This is a genomic window from Bradyrhizobium lablabi, from assembly GCF_900141755.1.
Taxonomy (GTDB): domain Bacteria; phylum Pseudomonadota; class Alphaproteobacteria; order Rhizobiales; family Xanthobacteraceae; genus Bradyrhizobium; species Bradyrhizobium lablabi_A.
Map to the genome: position 1 here is coordinate 6,820,140 of NZ_LT670844.1, position 23,966 is coordinate 6,844,105.

Here is a 23,966-nt window from a genome sequence, read left to right on the forward strand (position 1 = left end):
AAACTCGGCCTCATTATTCCGCCGCTTCTGCTTGCCCCCGCGGATGAGGTGATCGAATAAGAATTACGGTGACAGCACTGGACTGCACCCCTGGAACGAGACACGATAATTTCTGTGACAGGCATTTCGAGGATGACCTGTGGCAGCAAAAGGAAAGATCCGTCAGTTTCCGACGGCGTACAAATTGAAGGCGATCAAGCTTGCTGAAGGAGGCGAAGGCGTTCTGCCTGTGGCCCGCAAGCTTGGGATATCGCGCAAGCTTCTGCATGACTGGATCAAGGCGTGGAAGGCCCATGGGCCTGAGGGGTTGAATCGCAAGCGCGGGCCCAAGCCTGGCCCCCGCAGGCTCAGGCCGCTACAGGCGGATGACAAAAAACGCTCTGCGCTCGCCCAGGCGAGCGCGCGCATCGCCGAGCTTGAACGGCTGGTGGGCCGCCAGCAACTGGACATCGATTTTTTTCGAAAAGCCTTGCGCGCCTTGGAGCGGCCGGCAGCGCAAGGCAAACCCGCATCCGCATCATCGAAGTTATTGAAGCCATGACGCTAGAAGCGGCCGGTTCGCACGCCGATGTGCTGCACCTGTGCAGGCTCGCAGGCCTGCCGCGCGCGACGTATTACCGGCACCTTGCCGGACGCAGCGGTGAGGCGGCTGAGTGCGAGTTGCGCGACGTTATCCAGCGCATTTGCCTCAAGCACCGCTTCTATGGCTATAGGCGGGTGACAGCGGCCCTCAGACGGCAGGGCATGGTGGTGAATGCCAAGAAAGTTCAGCGGCTTATGCGCGAGGACAATCTCCTGGCCCAGCGCAAGGCGCCGTTCCTGAAGCCACCAGCCGACCGCCCCTCGGCCTTTCTCATCGTGCCCAATCTGGTGCGCGGCCTTGTTCCGTCAGCGCCTGATCAAATCTGGGTCGCCGACATCACTTATGTGCATCTCGCCAGAGCCTTCGCCTATCTCGCCGTCATTCTCGACGCCTTCTCGCGCAAGGCCGTGGGCTGGGCTTTTGAGAACACGCTCGATGCCTCACTCGCCATCGCCGCGCTGGAGACAACCATCGATGCCCGAAAGCCGCAACCCGGCAGCCTGATCCATCACTCCGATCGCGGGGTGCAATACGCCTCCATCGCCTATCGCCAACGGCTGGCCGATCGCGACATCACCATCAGCATGAGCAGACCGGGCAATCCCTTCGACAACGCCAAGGCCGAGAGCTTCATGAAGACGCTGAAGACCGAAGAGATCGACGGCAAGGCCTTCGCCGACCTCAGTGACGCCCGCCGCCGAATCAATAGCTTCATCGCAGAAGTCTACAACAAGGACCGGTTGCACTCGGCGCTCGGGTACCAATCGCCCCTTGAGTTCGAAACCGCGTTCGCGCAAAACAAACCACGATAACGCATCATGGCAACCGCACTGTCACAGAAATTATCGTGTCTCGTTCCAGGGGTGCAGTCCAGCACTGTCACCGTAATTCCCGGTGGCGGCGGCCTTGTTCATGTTTCTGTTCGGGAGATACATGAACGGTTACTTGAAATGATGACCGTGATGAGCCAGCGGAGATTCGGTTCACCTCTGGGGATACGCCGTGAAAATGTAATCCTTTGCCGCCACGGTCGTGTGGCACGCGTAGCCGCACTTCGCGTCGTTCCCATTGGGCTTGAACGTGTCGGACGCGGCATCATAAAGAAACTGGGCGTAGGCCCATCCGTTGGTGTCCGGGAATCGCTTGCTGTCTTTTTCGATGAACGAAACCGATTTCAGGGTGTCCGGGACCATCACGAAATAGGGGGACTCGGGGTTCTTTTTCGAGGACCACTCGATCTTCACGATCTTGGAGCCTTCGGGAAAAGGCTTGCCGTTGCCGGGGACGCCTTGTCGATACGCCTCGATCATCGCGTCATTCGCCGCGATCACTTTCAAGCTGCTTTCAGTCTGACTGACGGCGACATCCTGCCAGGTTTCGTATCCCCTGAACTCGGAAAACGAGAGCCGTTTGGCACTTGCAGCGTGAATCTGTCTTGAGCCGCTAGCGCCATGCCGCCCAAGACGGCGAGCAAGACCACGATAATCGATATCGCCGGGAATGAAGGTCTCTTCATGGCTCGCTCCTCCACTGCTGCTTGCAATTGGATTTAAGATTGCGCGGCGTGGCGCGTATATTTCCGGCGCGCGGCATCCGAATGCGAGATAGAGTTTGTAGCACAAGCGGCCGCCGTCGCAAATTGACGGTTGTCAATGTTTTCGGGGGTGCCCAATCAGCTCTTGGCTGCGTGCTTTCGGTGAATGCGACCTGGAATTTCTGCAATTGCGGTGACAGCGCACTTTACGGGCGTCACCGGAGATCAATTAAGGTGCGCACTGTCACAGTAAGAAAAGACTTGGAGTTTCTGTAGCGGTCTAGTCTTTTATCTAGACAAAAGGCTTGATAAAGGTCTAGATGAGCCCCATAATGGAATATGGAGTTCGAGTGGAACCCGGCCAAGTGCGCGAAGAATATCGCTGAACGCGCCATCGACTTCGCTGATGTGGTGGTGGGTTTTGCGGACCCCGGAAGGAAAGTGGTCAAGGACACGCGCAAAGACTACGGCGAGGTGCGCTACAACATGCTCGCTAAGGTCAACGGCCGGGTCTTTCACGTCACCTTCACCGAACGCGGAGAGATCACCTGGATCATTTCCGCGCGCAAAGCAAACGAGCGGGAGCAACGGCGTTATGGCTAAGGCAAAAGTGCGCGCCGTCCTAATCGACGGCAAACCCTACCAGAAGAAAGCAGATGGCAGCCTGGTGCCTCTTAAGGGCAAGACCGACTGGGAGCGTCTGGATCGCCAGACCTCTGCCCAGGTGGAAGCTATTGCGGCCAACGATCGTGAAGGTGCGCCCATGTCTGATGCGGAGTGGGCCAGGGCGGAGATTGTGCGGCCGGAGAAGGTTGCCGTTGGCCTTAAGCTCGATAGCGATGTCCTGGGCTGGTTTAAGGACCAGGGTAAAGGCTACCAGACTCGTATCAATACAGTTCTGCGTCGCTTTTACGAGGTGCATCAAAAAACGGGGGGATTGGATAACCGTCGCCGTGATCAAGGACGGCGAAATCCGTCAAAGGCGAGGTGATACGTTGGTAGGAACGCCTTGGCGGTCTTGAGATTGATCACCATCTCGATCTTGGTCGGTTGCTCCACCGGCAGGGCGCCGGGTTTTGCGCCATCCAAAATCCTTTTCACGAAAAACGACGCTCTGACGATCAGCGTCTGCAATGATATCCCATAGGTCATCAGGCCGCCGAAGTCGGCGAAGTCGGTTACGGTGGAAAAACTCGGCAGACGATGCGCCAGCGCCAACGCGGCGATGCGATCGTTCAGATCGATATTCCCGGAATCCGCGACAAGTTGCAGCGTGTCGGGATGTTGCGCCGCAAGGGTGGCGAAAACCGAATCGAGCTGATCGGGCGACTGCAATGCGATCGGCAGCACCTGCATGCCCCTTGCGCTTTTCGCGCGCGCGGTGGAACCCGAAAGCAACCGGCCGGACGCCGATCCCTGTTCTCGATTGTCATATAGCCACCGGCGACTTTGGCGCGGCGTCGTGCTGCTCCAGGCCTGGTGATCACGAGAGTTCCGTGGCCGTTCGCGGCGTGCAACCGTTTCGACAGCAGGCAGGACGCAAGGACGGCGCGTGGCGAATATGCTATCAACAAGCGCCAGGGTTCATTTGAGATTTCTGGCCAAAACTTCAACCAGGGAGTTCAGACATGGCGCTCTATATGTATCAGGCAAGCTACACCGGAGAATCATGGGCAGCGCAGATGAAGAACCCGCAAAACCGCGTTGAATCCGTTGGACGGCAGGTGTGCGAAGCCGTCGGCGGCAAAATGGTTGGTGGTTGGTATTGCTTCGGCGATTATGATCTCATCCTGATCGCCGATGTGCCGAACAACGAGAGCATGGCCGCCATCGCCGTGACGATTGCCGGGGGCGGCGCAATCAAGGCCAGCCATACCACTGCATTGATGACCGGAGCGGAGTTCCTGGGGGCCCTGAAGAAGTCGGAGTCCGTTGCCAAGGGTTATAAGCCCGCCCGATAGGAATCGTCGGCCTTCGATCACCCGCATCCGGGTCGATCCGGTCGGCCTTCCGCCGCGGGTTCATCATTTGGATGCGGGTTTGTTTTGCTGGGCGCATGGGTGGTCTGACTCGCCGCTTTCGTCGATTGAGGTCAACTCAAGCCCGCTACAACGATGCCATAGACACATGTTTGCGGTTCGCACTTTTCGCGACGTATCGGCGCCCGCGATATGGTCGCTATCGGTGCACGGCAACGGTAGCGCGCTTGTCTAATGCGCCATCCATAACGGCAAGTCCGCGTGCTCCATGATGTGGCTGGTGGCGCCGCCGAAAATCATTTGCCGCAGCCTGTTCCTTGTGAAGGCTCCCTTGACCAATAGATCGCAGCCTTGCTCCTTGGCCGCAGCCAGGACCGCTTCACCAGTGCTGCGGCCGTCCAGCTCAACGTTCATGGCCTCGACGGCAATCCCATTATACCGCAATTGCTTGCGCACCTGATCGGCTGATGGACCCGGCACACCCTGTCCACCGACGACAGTCAAAACCGTCACGCGCCCGGCTAGCCGCAGCAATGGCATCGCCAAAGCGTTGGCGCGGGCCTGCTCGGTGCTGCCATTCCAATGGATCATGATGTTGGTCGCGATCTGTTTCGGAGCGGTCGGTGGCGACAGCACAACAGGCCCACCGCTTTCGAATAGTCCCGACTCGATGGCACGTTTATATAGAGCGGCCGTTTCAGCGTCCGGCCTGCTCATGACGATCACATCGAACGCGCGGCCATGGCTGCCAACAAGACCTTCACCCGGCGGCACCTCGGCAAACCAGCCAAACGAAGGCCGGTCCGTGGTCGTTCTCACAGCAGCAACGCCGTGCTCCTGCATGAAGGTTTCGAAGAGCTTGCGCGCCCCCGCCGTTTCCTCTTCGCGCCGCGCTCGATAGGTTTCCATGGAATAGCTGCTGGCCAGCTCTGCCACGACAAACTCAGGGGCGCCAAACCACAGTGGAACACCCTCGATATAGGCGCCGGTGCGCTGCGCGAGCAGCACCGCCGTTTCGAGCGTGGATTTCATGGCCGAGGTATTTTGGATTGGTACCAAAATCGTCTTCATCGTCAGCTCCTCCGCTCGTTGCAAATGAACGATAGTCCAATGCAGCCAAAGCGGCGGCTTTTCCCGAATTGCCAACGCGCTTCGCTGATCTTCTTGGACGGCCCAATGAATCACTCGCGGGAGCGAAGCCCGTGAGATGATGATCGCGGCACGCGACGCCATTTCAAAGTGGTACAATCCTAGGCCTTGGTGCGGGCGGTGGGACTCGAACCCACACGACGTTGCCATCGAGGGATTTTAAGTCCCTTGCGTCTACCAGTTCCGCCACGTCCGCCCTATTGATTTCCATAGCTTTTTCGTCCCGGGCCGGCAAATGTTTTCCAATCGAACCCTTGCGGTTTTCCATTTCGGTTACAAAACCTGTTCACGCCTTGTCCGGACGGTCGCTGATCCTGCTGAATGCCCGGATGATGTTCTGCTCGGCCTCGACGTGCCGGGTATAGTGGGCGCCCATGCGTTCCGACTCGTCGCCTATCAGATCGGCCACCTCGCGGGTGTTGGCGCCGGTGCGCCTCCACCAAGCGGCGTAGGACACGCGCAAACCGTGCAGCGTGGTGCCGGCGCCAATGTGGCCGGCGCGCTCCTGGTCGCGCAGCCAATGGCTCACCCGGGTCTGCATCTCCTTCTCGGACGGCCACGCGGTGCCGTCGTCGCGGACGGCGATCAGCCCGTCTGCCCGCTGCACCTTCAGCTCGCCCATGAAGGCCTGCAGCTCGGACAGCACCGGTAGGTTCACGAATTTGTCGTTCTTGCGCGCCTTGTACCGGACGGCTTGCCCGGTAAGTGGATGCGCCTTGAACTGCTTCCGGTTGACCTGAACGATCGTCTGGCCGCGGAGGCCGGCGTAGCGTGCGAGGAACAGGCAAATCTTGATCTCGAGCCGAGCGTTCTCGCGCGCGAATTGCCACTCCTCTGGCTCCCACTCGCGGTTAGCGTTGGGATCGGCCTTGTGGGCCTTGTCCATGCCCAGGCACGGGCTGAAGGACATCTTGCCCCGCTTCACGGCTTGCCGGAACATCGAGGATAGCGCCGCGATCATCTGGTCGGCGAAGCGGGGCCATTTGTCATTCGCGCAGGTGTCGCGCACCTCGTAGAGAGCCGGCTGCGTGATATCGTTGAGCACCATATCGAACTCGGGCCGCAGATAATCGAAGGCATCGAGATAGTCGTCACGAGTGGACTTGGCGAGCTTCCACCACTTCGGATAGCCGTCGACCTCGCCTTCTTTGGCGTCATCGATCGCGCCGCAGGTGTACCAATGGACGAAGCCGCCCAGGGTCTCGATCGGGAAGTCGCCCGCCCGACGCTTGAGCAGTCGCGGCCGGTTATAGACTTGAATGAACTCAGGATCCTCCAGCTTCTGCAGCAATTCGGCGCGCGAGCCAATGAAACCCTTGATCAGGGGCTCGCCGGTCTCTCGGCGATAGACGTAATACTTGCCCCGAGCGTTCGCGATCTTAAGCCCTTTGAACTTCACCCTGACCACCATTCAGCTTCTCCCCGAACCGTCGGACCGGCCGGGATGGTTGCGTATTTTGCTCAGCCAAGGCAAGACTTTGAGCAGAACGCACGCCCGACGAAATGCATGCGCTCGCCGCCTTCTACGGCACGGGTGCCAGCACCGGACCAGCGGAGGGCCTTCCCTCGCGGTAACACGGGCGATGGTTGCCGTGTCCGCGCCTGAGCCGTAAAGCATCGTCATGCGGATATCCGTTGCGCTTGGAATTGTTCTCGCGGGACTCGCGCTCCCGACATAGAATGTGGCCGCACAATTTATCGAAAAGAAAGTGCCCACCTTGGCGGCGGCACAGAGAATCTCATTGCATTTTCATCGGAGATCGAGCGTGTTCGTTGCGTTTGGGAGCAGTCCTTTTTGGTGCGGCGCTCGTCTCGTTGGGCTTAGACATATTGCCCGAATGTAGTGGTGTCGGGTCATAGACGCGTATGCTGAGGCGCGGCTCGCGCCAAGCAGCATGGCCCGTCATCCGATCATGACCGTCCCGTGCTATTTTCCATGAAGGGCCGCTTCTGGCGCAAAGCGGACATCGGCCAGACTGGCAACGTCAGCTAAGTGCCGATAGTGTTGAAAAAGTCCTTTTAGGGTGATGAACGAAAATTTTTAGAGCCGCTGATGCGTCTTACGCGCGGCGACGTGAGGGACCATATCGTTTCGTCCAAAATCGACCACGGACCTTCCTAGTAGCGTTGAAAAGCCACACAGCCGCAGGGACGTCTAAAAATCAACTTTCGCGAGATTTCTGGGGCTGATCGATTTTCGACTTTTGCAACAGTATCTGCCAAAAGCGGTCATCGACCGATTTTATTCGATCACCTCGTCGGCGCGTAGCAGAAGGGTTGTCGGCACCTCGATCCCGATCGGCTTGGTAGTTGTGATGTTCACAATCGTCACGAACTTTTCTGCCTGTTCGACTGGGATGTGAGCGGGTTTTGCGCCCACGAGGGATCAATGACCAGCCCAACATGATCGGCACGGTTTGATGATCGTGGCATGGTGATTTTAGCAAGCTAATAGGACATACATGTTGCCCCTTAAAATCAGGCATAACTTGCACTCTTCGGGTTTCTAAATTTCGCCCTTCAAGTGAACGCAAGTTGGCCTTGGAAATCGATTCGATATAGGCCGGAGTAACGTCTGTATATGGTCTAAGACGGAGCGACCGCATGCGCCTCGCAGTGATTGTCGTGTTCTTGTCAGTGCTGACCACACCGTCAGAAGCTTCAACGTCCTGCATGAGCAAGACCGAAGCGCGTCAGCATTTTGGTACGGTGTACCTCTATTGGCATGGCCCGGAGCATTGTTGGGACGCGACACCGACGCGTCCCCATGGGGTTCGCCATCGCGTGCGTCATCCCGAGCCCGAGCAGACACCGCGCTTCGTGGTCCCGATGCCATCGCCAGACCTGCGCAGATCGGCGAACGCGATGGCCACCGATGAACCCGAAACCGATCTGATAACGGTGACACCATGGGTCGAACGCTGGACCGATATCACACAGATAGTGCCACCGAAGTCCATCGTCGTCACCGATCGCAAACCCGAGCCGATAGTCGCGCCGCGCAGCGTGGTGATAGTGATCATCGCCACCGCACTGACGCTTGTGATTGTCGAAACTCTGTTCGGTGGCACGAGATGGGTTAGACACAGTCATCAACGGCATTGATCGCGTTAGGGACGCCGGAGAGTCTTCGCATTTGGCTCGGAGCAAGGTAATGACCCATGAACAACTCGCAGCCATGCACAGGTTACTTGCCGAGTACCATCGCAAGCGGGCAAAGGAAGCGGCGCTCGACGTTGTGAAGCGCACCTGCGCCGGTTCCTACGCGGATATGCCGCCTATTATAATGTGTCGAGGACCCATCGATCTCTGAACAAGGACGCCCCTCTCCGTCGCGCGATTGAGCGCCTCGGCGCCGTCGTCTCACGACCTGTCCTTGGCGGCCTTCACCATCAATATTGCAGAATCTAATTTTCGGCACACACAGCCGGTGCAATCGCGGGCCGGGGGCGCATTTGGCCTCGCCCCCGCACGGTTCATCTCTCCCGCAGGGTCTCCTGCTTGTACCTCAGCAGCGGGGAAAGCAGATAACTCATGATCCGGCGTGACCCCGTCTTGATCTCCACCGTGACTGCCATGCCGGGCGACAGATTGACGGGGTTGTTCTCCACCTTCATCTGCGTGCGGTCCAGCGAGACCCGCGCAGCATAGGCAAGCTCCTGCCCCTTTGGCTCGCTTGTGCTCTCCGCGTTCTGGTGCTCGGCCACTTTATCCTGCGCCGTGTCGCGTGTAATGGCGTCCTGAAAGCCCTCTCTGTTGGGCTTTCCAACACCTACTTCAAATTGCTCGGTCTTCCAACCCTGGTCGAAACGCGTTAGCGCAATCTCTCGAACCGCCGTGTACGGACCCGTATGCACGGTGGTGTGGGAGGGGCGGAGCCGAAAGGCTCCCCCCTATCCCGATCAATGGCGGTGGTCTCAACCGGTCGACGCAACACTTTATCTTGAAGGAGAGATGGAGTGTGGTTTGATGGCTCACAAATTTCATAGAGGGTTTACTGCGGCAGAGAAAACGGAGTTATGGGATCGCTGGAAGCGCGGGGAGTCGCTAAAGGCGATCGGACGCGCTTTTGGTAAGCAGTCATCGTCGATCTATTTTTTGGTGGCTCCGCATGGTGGGTTTCGTCCTGCCGAGCGGCGTCGCTCCAGGCTGGCATTGACGCTCGCGGAACGCGAGGTGATTTCCAGAGGTGTTACGGCACATCGATCGGCCCGATCGATCGCCAAGTTGCTTGGCCGCTCACCCTCGACGGTGAGCCGGGAAATGAACCGTAATGGCGGCTATGACCGCTACCGAGCGACGCTTGCGGACGAGAATGCCTGGGCGCGAGCTCGTCGTCCAAAATGCTGTAAATTGGCGAGCAGTCCGCGGCTACGGCGAGCTGTCGCGGGGAAGCTCAGATTGGATTGGTCACCCGAGCAGATAGCCGGCTGGCTGAAGAGAACGCATCCTGAAGACGAGTGTAATCAGGTGTCACACGAGACGATCTACCGCAGCTTATTTGTACAAACCCGTGGCGTGCTCAAGAAAGAGCTGCTTAGTCATCTTCGATCGAAGCGCTCGATGCGTCGCTCCAAGCCGGTCGATCCGGATGGCGATAGACGGGGGCATATCAAGGATATCGTCTCAATCCGCCAGCGACCGGCGGCGGTTGAAGATCGAGCGGTGCCTGGCCATTGGGAAGGCGATCTGCTGTCCGGGCCGAACAACAGCTACATCGCGACCTTGGTCGAGCGTCATACGCGCTACGTGATGTTGGCCAAGGTGGCCGGTAAGGACACCCGAACGGTCGTCACCGCGCTCATCAAGCAGGCGAAGAAGCTACCAAAGGAGCTGTATAAGTCGCTGACCTGGGACCGGGGAAAGGAACTTACGGATCATCGCCGCTTTACGTTGGCGACCAAAATCGACGTCTATTTTTGCGATCCGCAAAGCCCGTGGCAGCGCGGGTCGAACGAGAACACCAATGGCCTGCTGAGACAGTACTTTCCGAAGGGCACCGACTTGTCGGTGCACTCACAAGCCTACCTGAACAAAGTGGCTCGTCAGCTAAACGAACGACCACGTGAGACCTTGCAATTTGAAACCCCAGCAGAGAGATTTAGCGCCTGTGTTGCGTCGACCGGTTGAGCCGGCAGGCGCAAAGCGGACATTCAACAAAAACCGCTGTAGTAGACAGGTCAGCTTCGTGCGCATTTGGAAGCTCGAAGCGTCTCCCAATTACCATCGTGTAAGCGGGGTGGTTAACCGCCGACGCCATCGGCCGCTTCGTGCAATTCTTCCAAACCCGCCTGGCTCCGCTGGCACGATAGCGGGCCGGCGCGAGCGCGTTAGCAACCATCACACGCTGAGAGGTTTTTGATTCAGGGTGTGCCGCGTTCACTTCCCGTGGAGGAATTCACAGAAGCAGTCACAGGAATTGAGAGGTGACCGGGTTGTCCCGATCACCTGTCCGGCGAGAAGCACTTGGGCCGAGCCTGGATTTCGATTGAGTCAAGCGGCCTTGGCGGCCAATTCCGGGCCGGCTGTTTCCATCGCCCTCATATACATATCAAGCAGAGTGTCGCGCTCGTCGCGCTCGTCCTTGTCCTGCTTCCTCAGCTTGATGATTTCCTTGAGGATTTTCACATCAAAACCCTCAGCCTTGGCCTCCGAAAAGACTTCCTTTTTCGACTCGTTCAACTCCTGCAATTCGGTGTCCAAGTGCTCGATCCGCTCTACGAAAGAACGGATCCGTCCGCCGGGAATGCTGATGTCAGACATGGTGCCTCTCTTGTTGAATGAGATCGTGAAAATGAACGCAAAGAAATGACCAACGCGTTAACGCAGGGTGTGCCTACCGCAAATCAAGCCCGAGCATATTGGTGATGCAGTACGCGCCCGGATGCCAAGTCTGAAAAGTGCCCATTAGCGGAAGCAGGCTCCTTTATTCAATCACTTCGTCCGCGGTGGCCAATAGGGCGGAGGGAACGGTAAGCCCCAGCGTTTTCGCGGTTTTGAGGTTGATCACTAGTTGAAACTTTGTGGGTTGCTGTACCGCAAGATTGGCTGGTTTCTCGCCCCGAAGGATGCGATCGACATAGGAAGCGGAACGCAAATACAGATCGGGAAGATCAATGCCGTAGGAAACGAGGCCGCCCTCAGCGGCAAAATACCTAAACTGAAATATCGCGGGAACGTTGTAACGCGTGGCCATTTCGACAACGAGTTTGAAACGGGCCGACATGAAAGAATCGGGAGGAACGATTACCGCGCCTCCGGGTTCAGTAACAGTAAGGTAGCCATGATGTTCTTGGTTGCCACAATGGTCTGCGATCATTGTGTGGCTGCGTCACAACAGAGATCAGAAATGTTACCACAGGCCGCAAATCGGTCATGAATCAGATTTAGGCCGCGTGGGGCGAGGGCGTGCAAAATGGATAAAATATTTGAACAATTCGTTCAAGATCTCTCGATGCACGATAGCACGCCTGAAATTGAGCGTTTGTTGCGACGAACTTTGGATCAATACGGCTTTTCGTGTTTTGCCTATCTAAGCTTCGCGCCACGAGGCGATGACGACGACACACTGGTAATGACGACGTATCCGAGTTCCTGGGTGGAACAGTACTGCGCAAATCGGTATGACAGGATCGATCCGGTTATCGCGCGCTCGATCACAACGACGCTTCCCTTCGCGTGGTCGGGCGACCGATTCGATACAGAGCTAACCAACAAGCAAAAGTGGCTTTTAGACGAGGCCAGCGAGTTCGGGATTCGACATGGCGTCACCATTCCGATCCATGATCGCCAGGGAAAGGTTGCAACGCTCACGCTCGCCGCTTGCGATTCCCGTTCGGCGTTCGATGCCCGAGTCGAGCAATACCGCCATCAGCTGCATCTCATTGCGATCTACCTGCATGCGCAACTGCGCAACGTAACGCCGCCGCACATTTCACCGCTTCGCCCATGCCTGACTCAGCGCGAGAGGTCCTGCCTGCAATGGGCAGCTCGCGGAAAGAGCGCTTTGGATACCGCGGAAATTATAAGCGTCAGCCGCCGAACGGTGGTCTTTCACACCGAGAACGCCAAGCGCAAGCTCGGAGTGGCGACCGTGCAGCAGGCGGTCGCCAAGGGACTGATGTACGACATCATCAGCATGTAGCCGCTCGGTCGGTGCAATCTGAAGTTTGTGCCCTGACTTGAGTCCAAGAGCGGCGCTTGGGTTTGCCGATGCGCGTCCTCGTATCATAGTTCTCGGCCGGCCGAGTCAGCGCCCATTAGTCTATCGTGTCAGCATCGTCGTTTTGTTCTGAGTCGTCTTGTTCTGGCTACATGGCGGAACGTGTTCACGCGCAATCAACCTCCACCCTCTCACATCCCCCGCGCACAGGATACCTGTAAAGGTAGACAGCTCAAGCTGATGCCTACCGTCGGGTAATGTTCCATCCTAATGCACGGGATGAGGGCGCCGATGATAAGAATTGTCACAAAAGACAACGCAGAACGCCACGTCAGCAGTTTGTATCAAATGCATCGCATTCGGAAGACGGTGTTCAAGGACCGGCTCGGCTGGGACGTCACCGTAAGCGGCGAACTCGAGTTCGACGAATACGACGCCTTGGGGCCGAGCTATCTGCTCTCGATAGACAGATATGGTACCCTCAACGGTTGCGTCCGCCTTCTGCCGACGACCGGTCCGAATATGCTTCGCGACATCTTTGCGTCTTTTGTGACCAAGGCAGCCGTGCCTCGCGGCGAACGGGTGTGGGAAGCCAGCCGATTTGCCGTGAGCGGGAACACTACCGCGGCTGAAGCAGGCCTATCACAAACGACCTACGACCTGCTGATCGGCGTTCTGAAATTCGGCCTGTCAAACGGCATAAGCACGATCGCCTGTGTCGTCGACGTGCGAATGGAGCGAATCCTGAGGCGCGCTGGCTGGCAGCTCGAGCGCCTCGGCCCCGCGCACCGAATCGGCAACACCATCGCCATGGCCGGACAGCTTGACGTGTCCGCACAAATCCTCCGACAGCTTGAAGCACGCGTGGGCCTCGCGCACGCCGCCGCAGCCTGATCGTAAGAGCACGACTGAACTCATCCACTAGTCGAGATTGGAGCACGAGACGTGAGCAACCCTTTTGACGATCAAGGCGGCGCCTTCGTCGTTCTGGTCAATGACCAAGGTCAATATTCGCTCTGGCCCGCAGCCGCCGAAATTCCGGCCGGCTGGTCCACCGCCTACGAGCAGAACGGCCGCGAGGCCTGCATCGAATACATCGGCAAGAATTGGACGGACATGCGTCCGAGAACCGGCGCCGACATCCAACAGGCATCACTGCCGAGCCGGTAATCGATCATCCGCTAAAGACATGTACGATTGGGGAAGCCGTGGACGCGATCAGCAACTCTTCACAAATCCTGCCGCTCACCGCTGCCCAGGCGGGCATGTGGTTTGCGCAGAAATTCGGTTCGCCGGATTCGATATTCAATCTTGCCGAGTCCATAGAAATTCACGGGCCGATTGATCCTGCACTGTTCGAGGCGGCCTTGCGGCAAGCCGGAATGGAAGCGGAAACCGTGCGGGTAAGCTTCATCGAGCAGAACGATGGGCCTCGACAGGTGATTTCCCCCAGATTGGATACGACGTTTCCGTTCATCGATGTCAGCTCCGAGCCGGATCCGCGAGCGGCGGCAGAAAACTGGATGATGGCAGAGGTTGCTCGACCGGTCGATCTGCTGAAAGGGCCGCTTTGGGTCTGCGCCTTGTTCAAGGCCGCGCCGGACCGCTATTTCTGGTACCATCGCGGTCATCACATCGTTTGGGACGGTTTCGCGGGCGGGCTCTTCGCCCGGCGCGTCGCCGAGATTTACACCGCGTTCGCCGAGGGACGTTCTCCAGAAGAGGGCACGTTCGGTCCCCTGGAACTCCTCCTTGAAGAGGAGACCGCGTACCGAAGCTCCGAACGATTTGCACGCGACCGCCAGTATTGGGTGGAGCGCTTCGCCGATCGGCCGGTCGCGCTCAGTCTGGCCGATCAGCGGCGGCAAAATGTCGGCGGTCTCCTTCGTCAGACGATCCATCTCTCTGCTGAAAGTGTGCAGGCGCTGCGCGCGACAGCGCAGGTCAGCGGTGCAACTCTCCCGCAGATCATGATCGCCACGACCGCGGCATATCTCTATCGCGTGACAGGTGTTGAAGATCTGGTCATTGGCCTGCCGGTTGTTGCCCGGCCCAAAGGACGCCTGCGCTGTGTTCCTGGCATGGTTGCGAACGCCGTGCCGTTGCGTTTGGCCATGAGGCCGGACATGAGCGCGACGTCGCTCATTCGCGAGGTGGGACGGACAGTCCGCGAGGCTATTCGGCACCAGTGCTACAGGTATGAGGACCTGAGGCGGGATCTCAACCTGCTTCCTACCAACCAGCACCTTTTTACGACCCTCATCAATATCGAGCCGTTCGACTATGATCTTCGCTTCGCCGGGCATCCTGCGACGCCGCACAACCTGTCCAATGGCTCGGCCGACGACCTTGGCGTGTTCGTCTACGACCGCGGCGATGGGAAAGGCCTGCGCATTGATTTCGATGCCAATCCCGCGCTCTACAGCGCGAAGGACCTCGCCGATCACCAGCGGCGTCTCGTCAGGCTTGTCGACGCAATCGTACGCGATCCCGGCCGGCCGATTGGCGGGATAGACATTCTCGACGCGGCGGAGCGGCGTCGGGTGCTGGTCGAGTGGAACGACACCGCGCGCGCGGTGCCGCAGACGATATTGCCGGCGCTGATCGAGGCTCAGGTCGCGCAGCGCGGTGACGCCATCGCGCTGGTGTGCGAGGACGCCACGCTCAGCTACGCCGCCCTTAACGCCCGCGCCAACCAGCTCGCGCATCTGCTGATCGCGCAAGGCGCCGGCCCCGAGCAGATCGTCGCCCTTGCCCTGCCGCGCTCGGCCGAGCTGATCGTCGGCCTGCTCGCCATCGTCAAGAGCGGCGCCGCCTATCTACCACTCGACCCCGATTATCCCGCCGACCGTCTCGCCTTCATGCTCGCCGACGCCAAGCCGGTGTGCCTCATCACCAGCACTGCCATCGCCCAGCGCCTGCCGGAACCCGCCCCGCGCCTTGTGCTGGACCATCCCGACACCGCCGGCATCCTCTCCCGCCAGCCCGACACCAACCCGCGCGACCAGGACCGCACCACACCGCTCACCCCGGCAAACTCTGCCTACGTCATCTACACCTCCGGTTCCACCGGAACCCCAAAAGCCGTCGTCGTCTCGCATGGTGGTCTGCTCAATCACATGCTGTGGATGATGAGCGAATACCCGGTAAGCGAAGAGGCTCAGGTGCTGTCCCGGACGTCGGTCAGCTTCGATGCCGCGGGGTGGGAGATCTGGCTGCCGCTGCTTTCAGGCTCTGCATTGAACGTCGCGCCAGCCCATGTCACTCGCGATCCGCAGCAGTTGATCGACTATATCAAGCATCAGGGCATCACCGTTGCTCAGTTCGTGCCGTCGCTGCTCGCAGCAACATCCGAACTCATCAGTCGGGCCGACACGCATTGCCTAAAGCACGTTTTCGTGGGTGGCGAGGCGCTGGCTTCTCACCTCGCGAGAGAAGTGACGTCGGCCTGGAACGTCCGACTGGTCAATCTCTACGGCCCGACCGAGACAACGATCCAGGTGATGTCGTGGCCTTGGCAGCAGGACGGTGATAGCCAATTCGCGCCGATTGGGCGTCCGATCTGGAACACGCGGGTCTATGTCCTGGACGATGGCTTGCAGCCGGCGCCGGTCGGAGTGGCGGGCGAACTCTATATCGCCGGCAGCGGTCTGGCGCGCGGCTACCTCAACCGCCCGGGCCTGACCGCCGAACGTTTCGTCGCCGATCCGTTCGGACCGCCGGGCAGCCGGATGTACCGCACCGGCGATCGTGCGCGCTGGCGCCCCGAGGGCACACTGCATTTTCTTGGCCGTGCCGACCATCAGGTCAAGATCCGCGGCTTCCGCATCGAGCCCGGCGAGATCGAGGCCGCGCTCGGTCAGCATGATGGCGTCGCCCAGGCCGCGGTGATCGCCCGCGAAGACCGTGCTGGCGACAAGCGCCTCGTCGGATATGTCGTTCCCGCCGCTGGTCATGCGCCGGACGCGCCGATGCTGCGCCAGCATCTCGCGCGCACCTTGCCGGACTACATGGTCCCCGCCGCGTTCGTCGTGCTCGACGCGCTGCCACTCACGCCCAGCGGCAAGCTCGATCGCAACGCCCTTCCTGCCCCCGACCAACAATCCACCAACGAATACACACCACCGCGGACAGCGACGGAGAAGGTGCTTGCCGGCCTCTGGGCCGAGACGTTCGGGCTCGAGCGTGTGGGCATCCATGACAACTTCTTTGATCTCGGCGGCCACTCGTTGCTCGTGACGCATCTGATCTCGAAAATCCGTGCTGCTTTCGACGTCGAGCTGCCACTCGGTACGCTGTTCGAAGTTTCTACCATCGCCGGGCTCGCCGAACGGCTCGACCAGGCCCAGGCGGCGGCACGACCGGCTCTCAGCCCAGAGCCGCGTCCGGAGGTGATCCCGCTTTCCTTCGCGCAAAGTCGGCTATGGTTCCTTAACCATCTCGAAGGACAAAGCCCGCGCTATAATCTCACGCTCGCATTGCGCATTCGCGGTACCCTCGACCGGGACGCCCTCGAATCCGCCCTCGCCGATTTGGTAGAGCGACACGAGAGTCTGCGAACCGTCTTCCCGGAAACGGCGGGCATACCGCGCCAGCTGATCCTTGATGCGGAAATCGCCCGGCCCATCCTCGCGGTGACGGCAACCACCGAGGCCGAGCTTCCACAGGCGCTCACGGCGGCCGCGAGCCGCGGCTTCGATCTCGCCGTCGACCCGCCGCTCCGCGTCGACCTCTTCGTCCTCACGCCGCACGAGCAGGTTCTGTTGCTGCTTGTTCACCATATCGCCGGCGACGGAGCGTCGCTCGGGCCGCTGGCTCGCGATCTCGCTACAGCCTATACCGCGCGTAGTGAAGGCAACGCGCCTATCTTTACGCCGCTGCCCTTGCAATACGCCGACTACACGCTTTGGCAGCACGCGCTGCTGGGCAACGAAGGTGATTCCGAGAGCCCAATAGCGCGCCAGTTCGCGTACTGGAAGACGGCACTGCACGGTCTGCCGGAGCAATTGGAACTGCCGGTTGATCACTCCCGGCCGGCTGTTTCCAGCCATCATGGCGATACTATCGCCTTCGAGATCGCGCCCGAATTGCACCGACGCCTGCTGATGCTGGCGCGCGAACAGCAGGCCAGCCTCTTCATGGTGCTCCAGGCCGGCCTCGCCGCGCTGCTTACCCGGCTCGGCGTGGGCACCGATATCCCGATCGGCAGCCCGATCGCGGGGCGAACCGATCACGCGCTCGACAACCTGATCGGATTTTTCGTGAACACCGTGGTGCTGCGCACTGACACCGCCGGAAATCCCAGCTTCCGCGAACTGGTGGATCGCGTGCGCGCTACGGATCTCGACGCCTACGCGAATCAGGATTTGCCGTTCGAGCGCCTCGTCGAGGCTATCAATCCGACACGGTCTCTGAGCCGCCACCCTCTGTTCCAGGTGATGCTGGCGTTCCAGAACGCAGGCATGCCTAGTCTCGATATGCCCGGCCTCACCGCTGTGTCGCAACCGATGAGCATCGGAGTTGCCAAATTCGACCTAGCCTTGATCTTGACCGAGAGTGGTGTCACGCACGGCATGTCGGGAGGGATCGAAGGTAAAATCGAATACAGCACGGATCTATTCGAGCGGGAAACCGTCGAAGCCATCGCCGCGCGTTTGGTGCGCCTGCTCGAATCCGCAACCGCTGCGCCGGATGATCGAATTGGCGGCATAGACATTCTCGACCCCGCGGAGCGGCGTCGGGTGCTGGTCGAGTGGAACGACACCGCGCGCGCCGTGCCGCAGGCGACATTGCCGGCGCTGATCGAGGCGCAGGTCGCGCAGCGCGGTGACGCCACCGCCTTGGTGTGTGAGGAAACCACGCTGAGCTACGCAGCACTCAACGCCCGCGCCAACCAACTCGCGCATCTGCTGATCGCGCAAGGCGCCGGCCCCGAGCAGATCGTCGCTCTGGCACTGCCGCGCTCGGCCGAGCTGATCGTCGGCCTGCTCGCCATCGTCAAGAGCGGCGCCGCCTATCTACCACTCGACCCAGATTATCCCGCCGACCGTCTCGCCTTCATGCTCGCCGACGCCAAGCCGGTGTGCCTCGTCACCAGCAATGCCGTCGCCCCGCGCCTGCCAGAGGCCGCCGCCCGTCTTGTACTGGATCATTCCGACACCGCCGGCATCCTCGCCGGTCAGCCCGACACTAATCCGCGCGACCAGGACCGCACCACACCGCTCACGCCGCTCAACTCGGCCTATGTCATCTACACCTCCGGCTCCACCGGAACCCCAAAAGCCGTCGTCGTCTCGCATATCGGCATCACCAGCCTCGCCGGAGCTCAGATCGAGCGGCTCGGCATCACTCCCGGCTCGCGCATCCTGCAATTCTCCTCGTCCAGTTTCGACGCTTCGATCATGGAACTGCTCATGGCGTTCCCTGCTGGCGCCGCGCTGATCGTCCCGCAGGCCGGCCTCATTGTCGGCGAGATCCTTGCCGATACGCTGACCCGGCACGCCGTCAGCCATGCGCTCATTCCGCCGGCGGTTCTCGCCGGCATGCCGACCGAGCGGCTCGAGCAATTCGGCACGCTGATCGTTGGTGGCGATGCCTGTCCGCCCGATATGGTGGCGCGCTGGTCGGAAGGGCGGCGGATGGTCAACGCGTATGGACCAACCGAAGCGACGATTTGCGCCACAATGAGCATGCCGCTCTCCGGCGCGGCGGATCCGCCGATTGGGCGTCCGATCTGGAACACGCGGGTCTATGTCCTGGACGATGGCTTGCAGCCGGCGCCGGTCGGAGTGGCGGGCGAACTCTATATCGCCGGCAGCGGTCTGGCGCGCGGCTACCTCAACCGCCCGGGCCTGACCGCCGAACGTTTCGTCGCCGATCCGTTCGGACCGCCGGGCAGCCGGATGTACCGCACCGGCGATCGTGCGCGCTGGCGCCCCGAGGGCACACTGCATTTTCTTGGCCGTGCCGACCATCAGGTCAAGATCCGCGGCTTCCGCATCGAGCCCGGCGAGATCGAGGCCGCGCTCGGTCAGCATGATGGCGTCGCCCAGGCCGCGGTGATCGCCCGCGAAGACCGTGCTGGCGACAAGCGCCTCGTCGGATATGTCGTTCCCGCCGCTGGTCATGCGCCGGACGCGCCGATGCTGCGCCAGCATCTCGCGCGCACCTTGCCGGACTACATGGTCCCCGCCGCGTTCGTCGTGCTCGACGCGCTGCCACTCACGCCCAGCGGCAAGCTCGATCGCAACGCCCTTCCTGCCCCCGACCAACAACCCACCAACGAATACACACCACCGCGGACAGCACGGGAGGAGAAACTCTGCACGCTGTTCGCCGAGACGCTTGGGCTTGAGCGCGTGGGAATTCATGACAACTTCTTTGATCTCGGCGGCCATTCGCTGCTCGCCATCCGCCTCGGCCGCCGCATCCGCAACGAGATCCAGTCGGACTTCCCGATCACGGCGGTCTATACGACGCCCGTCGTCAGGGATCTCGCGGCGAGGCTCGATCTCGATGGACCTTCGGACGACACCCCGGACCTGTCCCGCGACATCTTCCTGCCGTCGCACATCAAGCTGACCGGCGCGCGCGCGCCGAAGAATCCCAGGCGCATTTTCCTGACTGGAGCCACGGGCTTTGTCGGCAGTCATCTTCTCTCCACGCTGCTCCAGGAGACCGACGCGCATATCGCTTGCCATGTCCGCGCCGCGGACCGGCAATCGGCCGAGGCCCGTTTGCGACAGGCGCTCGATAAGCGAAAGCTTTCGGCGTGCTGGGACGAGCGTCGTATCGAGATTTTGACCGGAAATCTCGGACATCCGGCACTCGGACTCGATGACAGGGGTACCCGCATCGTGCGTGACGAGTGCGACGCGATTTATCATTGCGGCGCGAACGTGGAATTCCTTCATCATTATGCCGCGCTAAAGCCCGCCAATGTCGACAGCGTCCTCACGTTGCTCGATTGGACCGCGAATGGACGACCAAAGCGTCTGCACTATGTTTCCACCCTTGCGGTAATCGACAAAATTCAGTGCGGGCCGGTGTCGGAGCAGACCGACCTCACGTCGTGGCAGGGTCTCGCGAGCGGCTATGGTCAAAGCAAGTGGGTCGGCGACACGCTCGCCCGGCGGGCACAGGCTCGCGGCCTGCCGGTCTCGATCTATCGGCTGAGCAGCGTCACCGGCGATCGGGTGAATGGAATCTGCAACGAAACGGATCTGATCTGGCGGCTTGTCCGGCTCTATGCCGAGCTGGGGGCGATTCCCGACCTGGATCTTCTGCTGAACATGACGCCTGCGGATGACGTCGCGCGGGCAATCGTCCGGCTCGCGGGCAGCGAAGCGTCCTGGGGTAGCGTCTATCACCTGATGAGCAGCGAACCGCTCCATGTGCAGGAGGTCCCGCGGATCTTTCACCGGCTCGGCCTGCGGCTCGAGCTCGTGTCGCTCGATCGATGGATGGACATTGCGCGACGGCGGCTTGCGGAAACGCAGGACGATGATCTCGCAGCTGTCCTGTCCATCGTGTCAAAAGAGGACACGTCGCGATCGCACCCCGAGATCGCGTCCGACTTCACGCAGGAACAATTGGCTGCGGTGAACGCGCCGATTGCCCCGGTCAGTCCCGCCCTTCTTGAACGCTATTTCGCCAGCTTGCGGCTTCCTGAAGTTGTGTCCGATGCTCGGGTGCCAGCAACCGCGAATGAGCAGCGAGCAGGTTAGTGGGGTTAGGGATAGGGAGAGCACAATATGGCACGGTTTCTCATCGCCGCCACCTCGGTACCCGGTCACGTCTTCCCCTTGTTGGCCGTTTCCCAACACCTCGTCAGTCGCGGCCACGAGGTCGTCGTGCATACTGGGAGCGTGTTCAGGGAGCGAGTGGAGGCGACCGGCGCGCGATTCGTCGCGTTCCGCCCGGAAATCGACATCGACTATCGGCGACTTGACGATCATTTTCCCGAACGCCGCAAGCTCGCACCAGGCCCCGCTCAACTCTGCTTCGGATTGAAGCACTTCTTCGCCGATGCAATACCGTATCAGAGCGCCGGGATACGCGACATCCGCCGCGAGTTCCCGGTGGATGCGATCATTGTCGATGCGATGTTCTGCGGGACCTTTCCACTCCTGCTCGGACCATCGGAGCAAAGAGTCCCGATCGTCGCGCTCGGAATCACGGCTCTCGCACTGTCGAGCCCGGACACCGCACCCTTCGGCACAGCGCTTCCACCGGCGCTCACGCCGGAGGACCGCACGCGCAATGTTGCGATGAACAATCATTTACAACAAGCGATTTTCAGCTCAACGCAGCGATACTTCGACGACATCCTCGCGAAGCACGGATCGCACCCTCTGCCGGCATTCCTTTTCGACGCCATGATTACGCTGCCTGATCTGTATTTGCAGCTCACGGCCAAGGCATTCGAATATCCGCGCGGCGAAATGCCCGACAGCATCCGCTTCGTCGGACCGCTGCTGCCGCCGCCATCTACCGACGTCCGCCTGCCGCCTTGGTGGGACGACCGCGAAAAAGCCGGTTCGATCGTGCTCGTCACCCAGGGCACCGTCGCAAACGAGGATCTTGGGCGGCTTGTCGGGCCAACTCTGACGGCGCTGGCGAACGAGGATCTGACCGTGATCGCAAGCACCGGTGGCCCACCCGTCGAGTCGATCCCCGTGGCGTTGCCGCCCAATGCGAAGGCTGGGACATTCTTGCCGTTCGACCGCCTGCTCCCGAAAGTGAGCGTCATGGTGACCAATGGCGGTTATGGCGCCGTCACTCACGCGCTCAATCTCGGTGTGCCTTTGGTCGTAGCCGGGGATAGCGAGGAAAAACCGGAAATAGCCGCGCGGGTCGCGTGGGCTGGCGCCGGCATCAATCTCGGCACCGGCCGGCCATCGGCCTCGCAGATACGCGAGGCGGTCCGCGCCGTACTCACGAAGCCGCAATACCGACATCGCGCGCAGGCGCTGCGCACCGCATTCGCCCGCCACAACGCTCGTGACGAGATTGCGGAACTGGTCGAAGACCTTGCGGCCGGCGAGACGGCGGCGAGCGGTCACGGAAATACACGTCGCGGGCTCCGCTCTGTCGACGCTCCGGCGGGGGGTGCAAGCCGCCAGGCTGTCGACGTGGACACCGGTTCGATACGCGCGATGTCGAGAACGATTTGATCCGCCCCGATGCTTCAATAGTCTCCTCCGTACTCACTGCGGAGACCCCGCTATTGTTGACGCTAACGCTGGCCGTCACATTCGGATGCGATGCCGCTCCGTCAGTGTGGATCCAAAGGAAGGCAATGGGGTGAAAAAGCCGTCGCTGAGGCCCGCTTGGATCGCCCTCCTAATGCTCGTCGTCACAGTGTGTGTTTACATCTTCGCGGTGATCGGCGCGAAGCGTCAGCAGATCGAGGCGGTCGCAACGCAACTCCCCGACCCAAGACGGGACACGGACGGGCCCTTGGGCGCCGCACCGATTGCCACGACGCTCGCCCGAGCCGAACGGCATTCGATAACCGAGACGCTCGCGGTTACCGGATCCCTCGTGGCCCGAGAGGAGATTGTCGTCGGTACCGAACTCGACGGGCTACGCATTGTCGAGATCCTGGCCGACGTCGGCGATCGCGTCGAACAAGGCCAGGTGCTCGCCCGCCTCGACGCCACTATGCTCCGGACACAGCTCGCGCAAAACACTTCGATGATCGCGATAGCCGAGGCGTCGATTGCGCAGATGAAGGCGTCGATCGCCGAGGCGCAGGCCACCGAAGCCGAAGCGGCGGACGCGCTGAAACGTACGCAAACATTGGGCGCCACCGGCACGACCTCTCCGGTGCAGCTGCTGGCGCGCGAGACCCAGGCCAAGGTCGCCGCCGCGAAGGCCACCGCCGCCGAGGCGAATTTTCGCATCGCCAAAGCCGAACAAGCGCTTGCGGAGGCGCAACGCAGCGAGATCGATCTGAAAATCGCGCGAACCGAACTGAAGGCGCCGGCTGCCGGGACTATCTCGCGCCGCGCCGCCCGCCTGGGCGCTGTAGCCAGCATGGCGGGCGAGCCTCTATTCCGGATCGTACGCAACAGTGAAATCGAATTCGACGCCGAGGTTCCGGAAACGATGCTCTCGCAGATCGTGCCAGGCCAAACCGTTGAAGTTTGGCTGGCCGGCGTCAGCGAGGCCATCGGCGGTCATGTGCGGCTGGTCGATCCGACCGTAGACAAAATGAGCCGGCTCGGCCGCGTCGCGGTCGCGCTCTCGCGCCATCCGGCCATGAGGGCCGGTATTTTTGCTCGCGGTAACATTACACTTGGCAGGCGACAAGCCGTCACCGTGCCGTTGTCGGCCGTCCTCTTCGGCAAGGAAGGCACCTATGTCCAGCTTGCAACGAACAATGTCGTCGAAATCCGCAACGTCGAAACTGGCTTCAAACGCGGCACCCGTGTCGAGATCGTAAACGGTCTGATCGAAGGCCAGGAGGTCGTCGTCCGAGCCGCAGCCTTCGCCAGGCCGGGCGAACGGATTGCGCCCGTCCGCATTGACGCGAGAGCCGCGGGAGGCGGTTGA

The 23,966-nt window shown here is 60.6% G+C and carries 19 protein-coding genes, 1 tRNA gene and 1 pseudogene; 13 read left to right on the plus strand and 8 right to left on the minus strand.

The genetic code is table 11. The features are described from left to right. The first annotated feature begins 139 nt into the window (after positions 1-139). Together B5526_RS31635 and B5526_RS31640 are read left to right on the plus strand one after the other, a co-directional pair. A complete protein-coding gene (locus tag B5526_RS31635) occupies positions 140-541 on the plus strand; it encodes a helix-turn-helix domain-containing protein (RefSeq protein ID WP_079536392.1) in 402 nt (133 codons plus the stop codon). Continuing rightward, the gene (locus B5526_RS31640) at positions 538-1,395 is read left to right on the plus strand and encodes an IS3 family transposase (RefSeq protein WP_079543662.1); all 858 of its coding nucleotides are present in this window, start codon (positions 538-540) and stop codon (positions 1,393-1,395) included. The genes B5526_RS31635 and B5526_RS31640 overlap by 4 nt, the downstream gene beginning before the upstream one ends. A gap of 171 nt (positions 1,396-1,566) precedes the next feature. Here B5526_RS31640 and B5526_RS31645 read toward each other — a convergent pair whose 3' ends face one another. Continuing rightward, positions 1,567-2,205: a cytochrome P460 family protein gene (locus B5526_RS31645; protein ID WP_244562107.1), complete on the minus strand. Its 639-nt coding sequence runs from the start codon at positions 2,203-2,205 to the stop codon at positions 1,567-1,569. 251 nt (positions 2,206-2,456) lie between these two features. Here B5526_RS31645 and B5526_RS31650 point away from each other — a divergent pair, with 251 nt between their 5' ends. Both B5526_RS31650 and B5526_RS31655 read left to right on the plus strand, forming a co-directional pair. After that, positions 2,457-2,720: a BrnT family toxin gene (locus B5526_RS31650; RefSeq protein WP_079543663.1), complete on the plus strand. Its 264-nt coding sequence runs from the start codon at positions 2,457-2,459 to the stop codon at positions 2,718-2,720. Continuing rightward, positions 2,713-3,108, plus strand: a complete 396-nt coding sequence (locus B5526_RS31655; RefSeq protein ID WP_079543664.1) for a BrnA antitoxin family protein — start codon at positions 2,713-2,715, stop codon at positions 3,106-3,108. The genes B5526_RS31650 and B5526_RS31655 overlap by 8 nt, the downstream gene beginning before the upstream one ends. Here the strand turns inward: B5526_RS31655 and B5526_RS31660 are convergent. Continuing rightward, positions 3,075-3,467 (minus strand): ABC transporter substrate binding protein, encoded by a 393-nt coding sequence (locus tag B5526_RS31660; RefSeq protein WP_172842158.1) that lies wholly within the window; start codon positions 3,465-3,467, stop codon positions 3,075-3,077. The genes B5526_RS31655 and B5526_RS31660 overlap by 34 nt on opposite strands. 278 nt (positions 3,468-3,745) lie before the next feature. Between B5526_RS31660 and B5526_RS31665 the strand changes: the two genes are divergently transcribed. Beyond that, positions 3,746-4,078: a GYD domain-containing protein gene (locus B5526_RS31665; protein ID WP_079543666.1), complete on the plus strand. Its 333-nt coding sequence runs from the start codon at positions 3,746-3,748 to the stop codon at positions 4,076-4,078. 249 nt (positions 4,079-4,327) lie between these two features. Here B5526_RS31665 and B5526_RS31670 read toward each other — a convergent pair whose 3' ends face one another. The 3 genes from B5526_RS31670 to B5526_RS31680 all read right to left on the minus strand — a co-directional run bounded on the left by B5526_RS31670 (position 4,328) and on the right by B5526_RS31680 (position 6,656). Further along, positions 4,328-5,167: a universal stress protein gene (locus tag B5526_RS31670; protein ID WP_079545659.1), complete on the minus strand. Its 840-nt coding sequence runs from the start codon at positions 5,165-5,167 to the stop codon at positions 4,328-4,330. A 187-nt stretch (positions 5,168-5,354) separates the two neighbouring features. Beyond that, positions 5,355-5,441, minus strand: a tRNA-Leu gene (locus B5526_RS31675). A gap of 90 nt (positions 5,442-5,531) precedes the next feature. Next, positions 5,532-6,656: a tyrosine-type recombinase/integrase gene (locus tag B5526_RS31680; protein ID WP_079543667.1), complete on the minus strand. Its 1,125-nt coding sequence runs from the start codon at positions 6,654-6,656 to the stop codon at positions 5,532-5,534. 1,193 nt (positions 6,657-7,849) lie between these two features. Here B5526_RS31680 and B5526_RS38110 point away from each other — a divergent pair. Then, complete coding sequence (locus tag B5526_RS38110) at positions 7,850-8,350, plus strand: hypothetical protein (RefSeq protein WP_154071548.1); 501 nt, start codon at positions 7,850-7,852, stop codon at positions 8,348-8,350. A 371-nt stretch (positions 8,351-8,721) separates the two neighbouring features. On the opposite strand, the pseudogene B5526_RS39520 reads toward B5526_RS38110, so the two are convergent. Further along, positions 8,722-8,988: pseudogene (locus B5526_RS39520) on the minus strand (HlyD family type I secretion periplasmic adaptor subunit); the annotation flags it as partial. 226 nt (positions 8,989-9,214) lie between these two features. Here B5526_RS39520 and B5526_RS31695 point away from each other — a divergent pair. Then, entirely contained in the window at positions 9,215-10,375 is a 1,161-nt protein-coding gene (locus B5526_RS31695) for an IS30 family transposase (RefSeq protein WP_079545661.1), read from the plus strand. A 363-nt stretch (positions 10,376-10,738) separates the two neighbouring features. Here the strand turns inward: B5526_RS31695 and B5526_RS31700 are convergent, their stop codons facing one another. Continuing rightward, complete coding sequence (locus B5526_RS31700; protein WP_079543670.1) at positions 10,739-11,008, minus strand: DUF2312 domain-containing protein; 270 nt, start codon at positions 11,006-11,008, stop codon at positions 10,739-10,741. A 163-nt stretch (positions 11,009-11,171) separates the two neighbouring features. Then, entirely contained in the window at positions 11,172-11,564 is a 393-nt protein-coding gene (locus tag B5526_RS31705; protein ID WP_079543671.1) for an ABC transporter substrate binding protein, read from the minus strand. 96 nt (positions 11,565-11,660) lie between these two features. Between B5526_RS31705 and B5526_RS31710 the strand changes: the two genes are divergently transcribed. The 6 genes from B5526_RS31710 (at position 11,661) to B5526_RS31735 (ending at position 23,966) form a co-directional block, all read left to right on the plus strand. Next, on the plus strand, positions 11,661-12,389 hold the full coding sequence (locus tag B5526_RS31710; RefSeq protein WP_079543672.1) for a LuxR family transcriptional regulator: 729 nt from the start codon (positions 11,661-11,663) through the stop codon (positions 12,387-12,389). 309 nt (positions 12,390-12,698) lie between these two features. Then, complete coding sequence (locus tag B5526_RS31715) at positions 12,699-13,301, plus strand: acyl-homoserine-lactone synthase (protein WP_172842159.1); 603 nt, start codon at positions 12,699-12,701, stop codon at positions 13,299-13,301. A gap of 51 nt (positions 13,302-13,352) precedes the next feature. Beyond that, a complete protein-coding gene (locus tag B5526_RS31720; protein ID WP_079543674.1) occupies positions 13,353-13,577 on the plus strand; it encodes an MbtH family protein in 225 nt (74 codons plus the stop codon). Between the two features lie 38 nt (positions 13,578-13,615). Further along, on the plus strand, positions 13,616-21,133 hold the full coding sequence (locus B5526_RS31725) for a non-ribosomal peptide synthetase (RefSeq protein WP_197688380.1): 7,518 nt from the start codon (positions 13,616-13,618) through the stop codon (positions 21,131-21,133). A gap of 27 nt (positions 21,134-21,160) precedes the next feature. Beyond that, positions 21,161-22,582, plus strand: a complete 1,422-nt coding sequence (locus B5526_RS31730; protein WP_079543675.1) for a glycosyltransferase — start codon at positions 21,161-21,163, stop codon at positions 22,580-22,582. 172 nt (positions 22,583-22,754) lie between these two features. After that, positions 22,755-23,966, plus strand: coding sequence for an efflux RND transporter periplasmic adaptor subunit (locus tag B5526_RS31735; protein WP_172842160.1), 1,212 nt, complete (start codon positions 22,755-22,757; stop codon positions 23,964-23,966).